Origin of the sequence: Pseudomonas sp. (assembly GCF_048265905.1) — a bacterium.
GTDB lineage: Bacteria > Pseudomonadota > Gammaproteobacteria > Pseudomonadales > Pseudomonadaceae > Aquipseudomonas.
Genome location: NZ_JBLXAP010000001.1, coordinates 631,653 through 644,349, shown reverse-complemented (window position 1 = coordinate 644,349; position 12,697 = coordinate 631,653). Strand labels below are relative to the sequence as shown.

Here is a 12,697-nt window from a genome sequence, read left to right as displayed (position 1 = left end):
GCCGCTTAGTGCTGGCTCCACTCGAGCGTCAGCTCTTCCTGCCATGCAAAACGTTCAAAGTGACTGGCAACTACACCTTTGAGACGTTCAAGGTGTTCTTCGTTTTCGCTCTGTACACTCAACTGCAGGCCACCTTCAGTGGCCTGCAGCAGCGCTACGCCAAACTCAAACTCGATGCGACCCTGTTGCTCGTCGTAGTTAACAGGGATTTTGTGTGCGAAGTGTTTGCACAGCCGGCTGATGTAACGCGCCGGTGTTTCGGTGCTAACAAAGGCAGATGAAGTCAATGTCATGGGTAATTCCTTGGAAGGTTTGTCTGCGGACTAATAGTCGGCAGTGAAGCGTTGAATGACTGCGCCGGAGCTTGCAGCTCATCAATAATAGCCACAACCGAGCCCGCGACACTGAGGCGTCAAGCGTTCACTCATTGGCCTGTGCCAGCGAATCTGGTTGCGCTAAATATGTATATCGTAATGAGTCGTATCTGCTGTTGTCGCTAGATACATAATTTCATAAGGTTAAAGCCGAGATAAATAGGCTATAAATGCTTTAACTAATAAGCAGGGCTTAATAATGGAGCAGCTAAAGCGCATGGCAATTTTTGCCACAGTGGTTGAGCGCGGCTCAATGGTTGCCGCCGCGGAGGTGCTGGGCATGACCGCGTCTGCTGTGAGTCAGCAGATTCGTAAGCTGGAACAGAGCACACAGGTCAGCCTGCTGCATCGCACCACCCGCAAGCTCACTCTGACCGAGGCGGGCGCAACCTTTTACCAAAGTAGCGCACAAGTCATGGCGCTGGCGCAGGAGGCCGAGCAACGGTTGGCTGAGATGCGTGATGCGGCTGTTGGTGAGTTACGCATCGCAGTGCCTGTGGGGTTTTCCGGGCGTCACTTGAGTGATGCACTGGCACCGCTGCTGCAAGCGCACAAAGGCTTGAGTGTGCAGTTGTTCTTTCAGGATGAACGTATTGATCTGGTCGAGAAGCGGATTGATATAGCGATTCGCGTAGGCCCACAACAAGACTCAAGCTTGGTTGCGCGACATATTGGCGATGCCGTGTTTGTACTCTGCGCTGCACCGAGTTATTTGCTGAATCGCCCGCCGATCAGTAGTCCGCAAGATCTGGTAGGCGCCGACTGGCTGCTGCTGAGCACCACGCAGATGCATGAAGCCCTTAACCTACAAGGGCCGGACTCCCAGATTGAGAAAATTCGTATTGAAGGTCGGATGGGTTGCAACAACCTGCTCGCGGTGCGTAACTTTACGCTGGCGGGAATGGGTATATCGCTGCAGCCCAAGCATGAGATTGCAGATGAGCTGGCAACCGGGCAGTTGCGTGTAGTGTTACCAGGTTGGCAAATGCCGCCGGTGGGTATTTATATAGTGACGCCGCGCCGCGATGTGCAACCGGCAAAAGTGCGTTATGCGGTTGAGGCTTTGCGTCGGCATTTGTTGGCTAATTGACCTGCTTAAGCAAGGTATTGGTCGTATAGACTGGGCGCTGTCGAAAGATTGCCGTATAACGAGCAGAACAGGTGAAGTGAGCCACAAAGGACCCGTGATTAAAGCTGATGAAGACTCCAAAACGTCTTGAACCCTTGGTCGAAGATGGTCTGATCGACGAGGTGATACGCCCGCTAATGAGTGGTAAAGAAGCTGCAGTTTATGTAGTGCGCTGTGGTCAGGAATTGCGGTGTGCAAAAGTCTATAAGGAGGCTAATAAGCGTGGTTTCCGCCAAGCTGCGGAGTACCAGGAAGGGCGCAAGGTGCGTAACAGTCGCGATGCGCGGGCAATGGCCAAAGGCTCTAAATATGGTCGTAAGGGCCAAGAGGATGCCTGGCAGAATGCTGAAGTCGGTGCGTTATTCCGACTTGCAGGTGCTGGCGTGCGTGTACCTAAACCGTATGACTTCCTTGAAGGCGTATTGTTGATGGAATTGGTCGATGACGGTGAGGGCGGTGTTGCTCCACGTCTTAATGATGTTGACCTGCATCCCGATGATGCCCGTGAATTTCATGCGTTCATGATCGAGGAAGTGGTCAAGATGCTGTGCGCAGGTCTGGTGCATGGCGACTTGTCTGAGTTCAACGTACTGCTCGGCCCAGATGGCCCGGTGATTATCGACTTGCCACAAGCAGTCGATGCGGCAGGTAACAACCATGCGTTCAAAATGCTTGAGCGCGATGTCGGTAACATGGCGGCCTATTTTGGGCAGTTCGCTCCTGAGCTGCGCTACACCAAATACGCCAAAGAAATGTGGGCGTTGTATGAAGACGGCAAATTAACCCCCGAATCGGTGTTGACGGGCGAGTTTGACGACCCAGAAGATGCTGCTGACGTGGAAGCCGTAATGCGTGAAATCAAGGCCGCACTGGCTGAGGAAGCACGGCGCCAAGCGCTGCTTGACGCAGATGATGCCCCTGCTGGGGAGGAACCTCCGCCGCCGTGGATGCAATAAGCAAAAGCCCCTGAGAAGGGGCTTTTTTATGTCGCTTGCCCAGGCTACAGGCTTGCGGCGCCGAAGGTGTCGCAACTGCCCAGCTGGCCGCTGTCAAACCCGGCCTTGAACCAGCGGGTGCGCTGTGCTGAGGTGCCGTGGGTGAATGAGTCAGGCATCACTTGGCCGCGTGTTTGCTTCTGCAGGCGATCATCACCAATTGCATTGGCCGCGTTCAAGGCTTCTTCAAGGTCGCCTGGCTCCAGCCAGTTAAGGCGTCGTTGAGCGCTGTTTGCCCAAACCCCAGCGAGGCAGTCTGCCTGCAGTTCCTGGCGGACCAGCAAGCCATTGCTGCCTTCCATGCGTTGTCCGGCCTTGCGAGCTGCATCCACTTTTGCCGACACGCCGAGCAACGTCTGCACGTGGTGGCCAATCTCATGGGCAATGACGTAAGCCTGGGCGAAGTCACCGGCAGCACCGAAACGTTGCTCGAGTTCCTGGAAAAACGACAAATCGAGGTAAACCTGTCGGTCGCCCGGGCAATAGAACGGACCAACTGCCGCATCGGCAAAGCCGCAGGCTGAGTTAACCCCGCCGCTGAACAGCACTAGTTTCGGGTCTTGGTATTGGCGATTGGCGCTGCTGAAGATTTCGCGCCAGGTATCTTCTGTGTCGCCCAGAATCGAGCGTACAAACTCAGACTGTTGGTCATTGGCAGAAGGGTTGTTGGGTTGCTGCTGAGGGGCCGGGGCACTGCTTTGCGTGGCTTGGCCTGCAATATTGCCCAGTATCTGCAGCGGGTCTTGGCCCATCAATAACCCGACCACGACGATTACGGCAATCCCGCCGAGGCTTAAACCACGGCCGCCACCGAATCGTCTGCCACCGCCGCCACTGCCGCGCGCATCCACTACGTTGTCACTGCGTCGCCCTTTGCTCCAGCGCATTGCTCGATTCCCTTTGATGATGCTGTTAATCAGTGTTGCTCAGTATAAGCCAGGCGCCAGTCCAGTCGTCAGTCCGAGTTGATTATGAGTAATGCTGGGCTTGCGCTCGGATGACGCCTAAGCTGGCAGTTATAAACGGCTTAAAAGGAATAGGCGATGTTGCTTGCAAGAGTTGTATTGACGATACAGATCATCATTTTGTTTGGCCTTGGATTGGCCTATTTCGTTAGCCCACACCAAATGGCCAACTTATCTGGCATGTTGTTGCTGGAGTCAGCCGCGGTGACCGATGTACGCGCCTATTACGGCGGTACGCAAATTGGTTTGGCCGCGTTTCTCGGACTGTCACTGACGCGTATTGATCTAACTCGAAGCGCGCTGACTTTGCTGGTGCTGATTTACAGCACATTGGCCGTCGCCAGGCTTGGTGGCTTGTGGCTTGATGGCGGCGCTGGGCAAACCTTTAATCTCTATGCCTTACTGGCTGAAGTAGTTAGTGCAGGGCTGAGCTTTTGGGCATTGCGTAGCCTCAACCGAGGCTAGCCGCCTGGCTTAATTGTGCGCACAAAAAAGGCCCCTCAAACAGCGTTTGAGGGGCCTTTGAGTCAGTTGCAGCTACTTACGCACCAACAACACACCTGATTCCATATGGTGGGTGTAAGGGAACTGGTCAAATACGGCACAACGCTCAACGCGGTGAGTATCGCTAAGCTGCTCAATGTTCTCTGCCAACGTCTGCGGGTTGCAGGATATATACAGAATGCGTTCGAAGCGCCGGCACAACTCGCAGGTGTCCGGGTCCATGCCTGCGCGCGGCGGGTCAACAAATACGGTACCAAAGTCGTAGCTTTTGAGGTCGATGCCAGCCAGACGGCGGAACGGACGCACCTCATTCAGTGCTTCGGTGAGTTCCTCGGCGGACAAGCGCACCAAGGTGACGTTATCAACCTTATTGTCGGCCAGATTCGCCAGCGCTGCGTTGACTGAAGATTTACTGATCTCAGTGGCCAGTACTTTGCGCACGCGGGTGGCCAGCGGCAGGGTGAAGTTACCGTTGCCGCAATACAGCTCAAGTAAATCATCCTGACGTTCGCCCAGTGCGGCAAAGGCCCAGTTGAGCATCTTCTGGTTGACCGTGCCGTTGGGCTGGGTGAAAGCACCTTCAGGCTGGCGATAACTAAAAGTGCGCCCGTTTACTTCCAATTCTTCAATCACGTGGTCGCGACCAATCACCAGACGCTGCCCCCGCGAGCGGCCGATAAGGCTGACGCCCAGCTCGTCGGCAAGCTGTTGCGCGGCGTTTTGCCAGTGTTCATCAAGTGGGCGGTGATAACACAAGGTGATCAGCGCATCGCCAGCCAGCGTCGTCAGAAATTCAGCCTGAAACAGCTTGAAGTTCAGTGCCTCGCTGGCTTGCCAGGCTGCTTTCACCCGTGGCATCAAATCATTGATGCGCTTGCTGGCAATCGGAAAGTCCTCAATCAGGATCGGCGTGCGCTTGTCGCCTGCTGCAAACATTGCATAAAAGCGTTCGTTGCCTTCACGCCACAACCGAAATTCGGCGCGCAAGCGGTAGTGTTCACGCGGCGAGTCGAACACCTCTGGTGCAGGCGCGTCGAAGGGTGCGAGCAGATTGATCAAACGTTGCTTTTTTTCGTCCAGCTGAGCGTCGTAGCTGGCTAGGTCAAATTGTGGCGCACTCATGAATAACTCTTCAGCGTGATCAGAGCGCTGCGGATTCGTCCGCAGCGCGCATCAGATGTGGGGCGTTACCGGGCGTGGTAACTGCGTATCAGGCGTTAAACCAAGCGAATTTCATTACAAACAGGATAGCCAGAATCACCAGCGCCGGGTTCAGTTCTTTCCAGCGCCCCGCCAGCAGCTTGATAGCCGCCCATGCGATAAAACCAAAGGCAATGCCGTTGGCGATCGAAAAGGTCAATGGCATCGCCAGCGCTGTGATCACGACTGGCGCGGCAAGGGTGATGTCGCTCCAGTCGATCTCAGCCAGGCCTGCGGTCATCAGTACCGCGACAAACAACAGCGCAGGTGCCGTGGCGAAGGCCGGGACACTGCCTGCCAGTGGCGAGAAAAACAGCGCCAACAGGAACAGGATCGCCACCACCACTGCGGTCAAGCCGGTGCGTCCGCCAGCGGTGACGCCTGCGGCTGACTCGATATAGCTGGTGGTGGTTGAAGTGCCCAGCAGCGAGCCGACCATTGCCGCACTGCTGTCGGCAATCAGTGCGCGGCCCATTTTCGGCATATAACCGTCGGCACGCATCAGTCCTGCTTTTTTAGCGACGGCAATCAAGGTGCCGGAGTTATCGAACAGGTCAACGAAGAGGAAGGCGAACACCACGCTGACCAGACCAATATCCAGTGCGCCCATGATGTCCAGTTGCATAAAGGTCGGTGCCAGCGATGGCGGCATCGAGACAAAACCGCCGAATTGCGAAACTCCCAACGCCATACCAATACCGGTGGTGAGCAAAATGCCGATCAGCACTGCGCCTGTTACCTTGCGCGCTTCAAGCGCGACGATCACGAAAAAGCCGAGGATTGCCAACAGTGGCTCAGGTTTGGACAAGTCACCCAGGCCCACCAGCGTTGCCGGGTTGGAGACAACGATGCCCGATTCTTTGAGGGCGATAAGGGCGAGAAACAAGCCAATCCCGGCTGCAATCGCCGAGCGCAGTTCCAGCGGGATACTGTTGATGATCCATTCGCGAATCTTGAAGATCGACAACAGAAAGAACATGCACGCCGAGAGGAACACTGCACCCAGCGCGACTTGCCAGGTGTGGCCCATGTGCAGAACCACGGTGTAGGTAAAGAAGGCGTTGAGTCCCATGCCCGGAGCAAGCGCGATTGGGTAGTTGGCGATAAAACCCATGATCGCCGAGCCGATTGCGGCGGCTAAACAGGTGGCGACAAAGATCGCGCCCTTATCCATCCCGGTTTCACCGAGAATGCTCGGGTTGACGAACAGGATGTACGCCATTGTCAGGAAGGTGGTCAGACCGGCCAGCATCTCTGTACGGATGTTTGTATTGTGCGCTTTAAGTTGGAACAGTCTTTCCAGCATGCGGGGTTCCCCGTGACGCTAAATGCGCCGAAAGTGGTCTGATCGATAGCAAAGTACATCCATCCGTGAATGAACTTCATAACTGGCTATTCTGAAAAAGGCGCGCATCATACCAGTAAGCCCGGTGACGGTGAATTTATGACCCGACAGAGGGTTTGGGTGCTGTTCGGGCGAGGATCAATAGATGAGTGTCCTGACCTGTCACCGCAGCGACGCCAGCGCCTTAAACGCTGGCGCTGGCTTGCTTGGCCGTGGCCAACTCATGCTCGGTCTGTTCTAACGTATCGCGATGCGCCAATGTCGGGAACAGTTTGATCCAAGTACCTGTTACCAGCAGCGTGCCGACACCACCCAGTACCACAGCGGGTACAGTGCCGAACCAGTGCGCGGTGAGGCCAGACTCGAACTCCCCGAGTTGGTTGGATGCACCAATAAACAAGCCATTCACCGCACTGACCCGGCCACGCATGGCATCAGGTGTTTGCAGTTGCACGAAGGCGCCACGGATAACCATGCTGATCATGTCAGCGGCGCCGAGCACTACCAGCACTACCAAGCTGAACCAGAATGAGGTCGATAGACCAAAGGCGATGGTTGCCACACCAAAAATCGCCACTGCGGTGAACATGGTCCGCCCAACCTGACGGTTGATCGGGAAGCGCGCCAACCAGAAGGACATTAACAACGCACCCACCGCTGGCGCTGAACGCAACAGGCCAAGCCCCCATGGGCCGGTCATCAGGATGTCTTTGGCAAATACCGGCAGCAGCGCAGTGGCGCCGCCAAGCAGCACCGCGAACAGGTCGAGCGAAATTGCCCCAAACACATCGGGCCGACTGCGAATAAAGCGAATGCCCGCGAGCAGATTGTTCAGCGATGCTTTTTCCTTGCTTTGCTGCGCGGGGTGTTTCGGCAGGCTGAGCATCAGTCCGCACGCCAGTACATACAGAATCGCGGTGGGTACATAGACCCAGATGCTGCCGAAGGCAAACAGAAAACCGCCCAGCGCAGGCGCGACAATGGTTGCGGTTTGCATGGCCGATGCTGATGCCGCAACCGCTGCAGGAAATAATGCGGGAGGCACCAGTCGTGGCAACAGTGCCTGCGTGGCGGGCATTTCAAAGGCACGGGCCGCGCCCAAGCTAAACGCCAGCAGAAAAATCATCTCACGACTGATTTCACCGCTGTAGCTGCTGATCACCAGCGCCAAGGCGATCAGCGCCTGTACTGTCTGGCAAATGGCGGCAATGCGTGCGCGGTTGTAGCGATCAGCAACATGGCCGGTATGCAACATAAACAGTACGCGCGGCAAAAATTCGGCTAAGCCGACCAAGCCAAGGTCAAGAACACTGCCGGTGAGCTGGTAGATATGCCAGCCGATTGCCACTGTAAGCATCTGAAAGCCGCTGGCGGTTGCAACACGGGCAAGCCAGAACGCGATAAACGGGCGGTGGTGGCGCAGCAGGGTTGGCGTGGTGTTCGACATGACAGCGTCTGCTCGGGCGTGTGCGGGCGTAAAGTCTAACTGAAACAAATTATTTCAGCTGCTCGTCAGCACTATATTTAGTCGTAACGTCGGGTAAATAACTCAGGGCCAGCCAGCAGTGCTGAGTCCTGATAAAGTGGCACGCTTGATGAGGCCATGGAGCTAAAAATGCAACATCTTGATTTGCTGGTGATTCGTCAGGCTTTGCAATGGTCACTAGGCGGTCAGCGTGTTTGGCTGTGTACAGTCTTATTTACCTACGGTTCAGCCCCAAGAGCCCCTGGTTCTTTATTGATAGTTAACGAGCAGGGCGGCTGGTTGGGCTCGTTGTCTGGCGGCTGTGTAGAGGATGACTTTCTCCTGCGTGTCAGCGAAGGTGCGTTTCCTGAGCCCGTAACCTTGGTGCGTTATGGCGACGGTACAGACAGTTACTCGAATGTCAGCCTGCCCTGCGGCGGTGTACTGGAAGTGCTGGTCGAAAACCTGATGCCCAGCTGTGACGTGCAAGCGCATTTGTGTGAGCTGGAAAGCGCCTTACTGGGCCAGCGCCGGTTGTTGCGTTCGGTTACCGTACCGCACGGCGCGTGGCAGTTGAGTGCGGATGTTGAACATGGGCCGCGGGTGCGCCGCGATTTGGATACATTGCACATCCGGATTGGTGCGGCACAACGTTTACTGCTGGCGGGCTATTCAAGCGTTGCTCATATCTGCGCTGAGTTTGGCAAAACCCTTGGCTTTGAAGTGGTGCTCTGTGACCCGCGCGATGAAGTGCTTGAAGGCGTTGAGCTTCCGGGTATTGAGATCCGTCGTGAGTTGCCATCAATGGTTATCGCCGCAGGCGGTTGCCATGCGGACACCGCAGTTGTGGCGCTAACCCACGATCCGCGAATTGATGATCTGGCCATGATTGAAGCGGTGCGTACCGAGGCATTTTATATCGGCGTGATGGGGTCCCAGCAAACCACTAACAAGCGCTTTGAGCGTCTGTTGCGTTCAGGTGGTCTGTGTGAGGCTGACTTGGCGCGTATACAAGCACCGATTGGTCTCAATATTGGCAGTAAAACACCCGCTGAAATTGCTCTGGCTGTGCTTGCTGACATCGTCCGCCAGCGCAATGGCATTGCCAAGGCACAGCTCTGAAGCGCGCTACAAACAGCGTCATCGCGGTCGTTCTGGCCGCTGGGCGAGGGCGGCGTTTTGGCAGCGATAAGCGCATCGCCCAACTCAGCGATGGCCAAGGCTTGCTGGCAGCCACGGTCGCCCGCGCTCAGCGTCACTTCGCGCAGGTTTATGTGGTTCTGCGTGAGCACGATGACCCGCAGGCGCTTGGGCTCACAAGCCAAACTCAATTTGTGCGTTGCACTGATGCCGATCAGGGCATGGGCAATAGTTTAGCTGCGGCGGTTGCTCAGGTTGCGACCATGCACCTCGAGGCGCGTGCGGTTGCAGTATTGCTGGGAGATATGCCTTGGCTGGCTGACCTCACACTGCAACGCTTGGTGCGTGCGGCGGATAGCTCGCGGATTGTGTTCCCGGTGTTTAACGGTGAGCGCGGTCATCCGGTCATATTCGGTCGGCAGTATTGGGCGCAACTACAGTCGCTAAAGGGTGATCAAGGCGCCAAGGCGATACTGCTAGAGCATGCCCATTCCTGCATTGCGCTAGAGGTTGAGGATGCTGCGATCCTGCTCGATGTTGATCACCCAGACTCGATTCGTTGAAGTCTGAGGGCGATCGCGACAATGGGCCACAGCGGTTAATTCTGAGTAAGCAGCTATCCTTGATCCTGAGTGAGCAGCTTGGTGCTTGCAATGCATTGATATAAGTCAGTGCTTCTGCATCTAGTTTATGTTTATGTTTATAGTATGTTGTTATCGAACAACGCTTTAACGTCCAAGGCTTGGTTGGGCGTGTAGTTTGCGCGCAAAAATAGTGAAGGAACGCACCCAGTATCACTCTAATCACTAATCATAAAAACGCTGGCCTCATATGACGGTCAGAGTCTTGAGAGTAATCTGGCAGGCTTCGAATGATTCGAGGTCTTGTATAACCTGATTGAGGACGCGCCATGTTCGGCTTAGAGGCATTGGATTTAGCCCGGATCCAGTTTGCTTTCACCATTTCGTTTCACATCATTTTCCCCGCAATTACTATTGGTTTGGCCAGCTATTTGGCCGTTCTCGAAGGCCTGTGGCTGAAAAGCGGCAAAAGTGTCTACATGGATTTGTATCACTTTTGGTCGAAAATCTTTGCCGTTAACTTTGGTATGGGTGTGGTTTCAGGCTTGGTGATGGCCTACCAATTTGGTACTAACTGGAGTGCCTTCTCAGACTTTGCTGGCGCCGTCACCGGCCCCTTGCTGACTTACGAGGTGCTCACCGCATTCTTCCTCGAAGCGGGCTTTCTCGGGGTCATGCTGTTCGGCTTGAATCGTGTCGGGCCGGGCTTGCATTTCTTCTCTACGCTGATGGTGGCCATCGGCACGCTGATCTCGACATTCTGGATTCTCGCCTCCAACAGTTGGATGCAGACGCCGCAAGGCTTTGAAATTGTTGATGGCCGGGTGATCCCTGTCGACTGGTTCGCGGTGGTCTTCAATCCTTCATTCCCTTATCGTCTGCTGCACATGGCAACCGCGGCATTCTTGGCCACTGCTTTCTTTGTTGGCGCATCTGCTGCGTGGCATCTGCTGCGCGGTCGTGACAGTCCCGCTGTGCGCAAAATGCTTTCGATGGCGATGTGGATGGCGCTGATTGTGGCTCCGATTCAGGCGGTAATTGGCGATGCTCACGGCCTCAATACGCTGGAGCATCAGCCCGCAAAAATTGCCGCAATTGAGGGACATTGGGAAAATAAGCCGGGTGAGGCTACGCCGTTGATTTTGTTCGGCTGGCCGGACATGGAACGGGAAGAGACCCGCTTCAAAATCGAAATCCCCAAACTCGGTAGCTTGATTCTGACCCACAGTCTCGACAAGCAAGTGCCCGCGCTCAAAGAGTTTCCGAAAGAAGACCGGCCTAACTCTACCGTGGTGTTCTGGAGCTTCCGGGTTATGGTCGGCATTGGCATGTTGATGATCATGATGGGCGGTTGGGCGTTGTTGCTGCGTCCGCGGGGCAGGCTCTATGAGAATCGCGCTTTCTTGTACATGGCGTTGTGGATGGGACCTTCGGGTTTGATTGCGATCCTAGCGGGTTGGTTTACCACTGAAATTGGCCGTCAACCTTGGGTCGTTTACGGGTTGATGCGCACCGCAGATGCAGTTTCAAACCACACGGTTGTGCAAATGAGCGTGACCCTGGTGTTGTTTGTCGTGGTTTATTTCGCGCTGTTTGGTGCCGGCCTCGGTTACATGATGCGTTTGGTACGCAAAGGTCCTGTGCCTGTTGAAGGTACTAACCATCAAGAGGGTGGCCCAGGCCAGCAACGCACACCGTCTCGTCCGATGTCTGCTGCTCCGGATGAACACGACATTCAGACTGAAAGGAGCTGAACATGGTCGGCATAGATCTCTCGCATATCTGGGCTGTGATCATCGCCTTCGGTGTGATGATGTACGTGGTCATGGATGGATTCGATCTGGGTATCGGCATCCTTTTCCCGTTCGTTAAGGATGACAAAGAACGCGACCTTATGATGAACTCGGTTGCGCCGGTTTGGGACGGTAATGAAACCTGGTTGGTATTAGGTGGCGCGGCGTTGTTTGGCGCCTTCCCGCTGGCCTATGCGGTGGTGCTTGATGCGCTCTATCTACCGCTGATCTTCATGCTGCTTGGCTTGATCTTCCGCGGGGTTGCCTTTGAGTTCCGCTTCAAAGCCAAAGCCCACAAGCGGCATATCTGGGACAAGGCATTTATTGGTGGCTCAATCACTGCCACTTTCTTTCAGGGCGTCACCCTTGGCGCTTATATCGACGGTATCGAAGTGGCTGGCCGTACATACGCCGGCGGCCCATTGGACTGGCTCAAACCCTTCGCGCTGTTTTGTGGTCTGGCTTTGGTCGCCGCCTATGCATTGCTTGGTTGCACCTGGTTGATCATGAAAACCGAGGGGCGCTTGCAAGAGCAAATGCAGGACTTGGGCAAGCCGCTGATTCTTGTGGTCCTGGCGGTAACCGGCATTGTCAGCCTGTGGACGCCTTTGGCCCATCCCGAAATTGCCGAGCGCTGGTTCAGTCTGCCTAATCTTTTTTGGCTCTCGCCAGTGCCAATACTGGTTCTAGTCTGTACCTGGGCCTTGTGGCGAGCGGTGCAAAAACGTCAGCATTACGCACCGTTTTTGCTAACCCTTGGCCTTATCTTCCTGGGCTACAGCGGTTTGGGCCTCAGCCTGTGGCCGAATATCATCCCGCCAAGCGTGACCATCTGGGAGGCAGCGTCGCCGCCGCAAAGCCAGGCGTTTATCTTGGTTGGGGCGCTGTTCATCATTCCGTTTATTCTGATGTACACCGCGTGGAGCTATTACGTGTTCCGCGGCAAGATAACCCATGAACATGGCTATCACTAAGGAGCGCAGCATGACGGGCTCGCAGCAGAAGAAACCTTTGTATCAGCGTATCGGCTGGCTGGTGGCGATCTGGGCGGGCAGCGTGCTGGCACTTGGGGTTGTGTCATTGCTGCTGCGCTGGTTTATGAACGCAGCAGGCATGACCAGTTAAGTCGCCGCTGTAGGGTGTGTGGCAACGCGCAGCTTGCCCACCGTTTCTTGGCTAATCGCTTGACGTTCTGCAGTGCTTGAA

Annotated in this window: 13 protein-coding genes; 8 read left to right on the top strand and 5 right to left on the bottom strand. The window is 55.3% G+C overall.

Annotation, left to right across the window (positions count from 1 at the left end; genetic code table 11):
- Positions 1-5: 5 nt before the first annotated feature.
- Complete coding sequence (locus ACN0UH_RS03015; protein WP_417660650.1) at positions 6-293, bottom strand: DUF2218 domain-containing protein; 288 nt, start codon at positions 291-293, stop codon at positions 6-8.
- 280 nt (positions 294-573) lie between these two features.
- Here ACN0UH_RS03015 and ACN0UH_RS03010 point away from each other — a divergent pair, with 280 nt between their 5' ends.
- Both ACN0UH_RS03010 and ACN0UH_RS03005 read left to right on the top strand, forming a co-directional pair.
- Positions 574-1,464, top strand: coding sequence for a LysR family transcriptional regulator (locus tag ACN0UH_RS03010; RefSeq protein WP_417660649.1), 891 nt, complete (start codon positions 574-576; stop codon positions 1,462-1,464).
- A 107-nt stretch (positions 1,465-1,571) separates the two neighbouring features.
- Positions 1,572-2,459 (top strand): PA4780 family RIO1-like protein kinase, encoded by an 888-nt coding sequence (locus ACN0UH_RS03005; protein ID WP_417660648.1) that lies wholly within the window; start codon positions 1,572-1,574, stop codon positions 2,457-2,459.
- 44 nt (positions 2,460-2,503) lie between these two features.
- Here the strand turns inward: ACN0UH_RS03005 and ACN0UH_RS03000 are convergent, their stop codons facing one another.
- Positions 2,504-3,385 (bottom strand): neutral zinc metallopeptidase, encoded by an 882-nt coding sequence (locus ACN0UH_RS03000; protein ID WP_417660647.1) that lies wholly within the window; start codon positions 3,383-3,385, stop codon positions 2,504-2,506.
- 156 nt (positions 3,386-3,541) lie between these two features.
- On the opposite strand from ACN0UH_RS03000, the gene ACN0UH_RS02995 reads away from it, so the two are divergent.
- On the top strand, positions 3,542-3,928 hold the full coding sequence (locus tag ACN0UH_RS02995; RefSeq protein WP_417660646.1) for a DUF4345 domain-containing protein: 387 nt from the start codon (positions 3,542-3,544) through the stop codon (positions 3,926-3,928).
- 72 nt (positions 3,929-4,000) lie between these two features.
- Here ACN0UH_RS02995 and trmA read toward each other — a convergent pair whose 3' ends face one another.
- The 3 genes from trmA to ACN0UH_RS02980 all read right to left on the bottom strand — a co-directional run bounded on the left by trmA (position 4,001) and on the right by ACN0UH_RS02980 (position 7,959).
- A complete protein-coding gene (gene trmA, locus ACN0UH_RS02990; protein ID WP_417660645.1) occupies positions 4,001-5,089 on the bottom strand; it encodes a tRNA (uridine(54)-C5)-methyltransferase TrmA in 1,089 nt (362 codons plus the stop codon).
- Between the two features lie 88 nt (positions 5,090-5,177).
- Positions 5,178-6,473, bottom strand: a complete 1,296-nt coding sequence (locus ACN0UH_RS02985) for an NCS2 family permease (protein WP_417660644.1) — start codon at positions 6,471-6,473, stop codon at positions 5,178-5,180.
- 223 nt (positions 6,474-6,696) lie between these two features.
- Positions 6,697-7,959: an MFS transporter gene (locus ACN0UH_RS02980; protein WP_417660643.1), complete on the bottom strand. Its 1,263-nt coding sequence runs from the start codon at positions 7,957-7,959 to the stop codon at positions 6,697-6,699.
- Between the two features lie 168 nt (positions 7,960-8,127).
- On the opposite strand from ACN0UH_RS02980, the gene ACN0UH_RS02975 reads away from it, so the two are divergent.
- The 5 genes from ACN0UH_RS02975 to ACN0UH_RS02955 all read left to right on the top strand — a co-directional run bounded on the left by ACN0UH_RS02975 (position 8,128) and on the right by ACN0UH_RS02955 (position 12,616).
- On the top strand, positions 8,128-9,099 hold the full coding sequence (locus ACN0UH_RS02975; RefSeq protein ID WP_417660642.1) for an XdhC family protein: 972 nt from the start codon (positions 8,128-8,130) through the stop codon (positions 9,097-9,099).
- Positions 9,096-9,680 (top strand): nucleotidyltransferase family protein, encoded by a 585-nt coding sequence (locus ACN0UH_RS02970; RefSeq protein ID WP_417660709.1) that lies wholly within the window; start codon positions 9,096-9,098, stop codon positions 9,678-9,680. The genes ACN0UH_RS02975 and ACN0UH_RS02970 overlap by 4 nt, the downstream gene beginning before the upstream one ends.
- Before the next feature lie 347 nt (positions 9,681-10,027).
- Positions 10,028-11,452 carry a cytochrome ubiquinol oxidase subunit I gene (locus ACN0UH_RS02965; protein ID WP_417660641.1) on the top strand — a complete coding sequence of 475 codons (1,425 nt, stop codon included), beginning with the start codon at positions 10,028-10,030 and terminating at the stop codon, positions 11,450-11,452.
- Positions 11,453-11,454: 2 nt separating this feature from the next.
- A complete protein-coding gene (gene cydB / locus ACN0UH_RS02960; RefSeq protein ID WP_417660640.1) occupies positions 11,455-12,465 on the top strand; it encodes a cytochrome d ubiquinol oxidase subunit II in 1,011 nt (336 codons plus the stop codon).
- Positions 12,466-12,475: 10 nt separating this feature from the next.
- Positions 12,476-12,616, top strand: a complete 141-nt coding sequence (locus ACN0UH_RS02955; protein ID WP_417660639.1) for a DUF2474 domain-containing protein — start codon at positions 12,476-12,478, stop codon at positions 12,614-12,616.
- Positions 12,617-12,697: the final 81 nt, after the last annotated feature.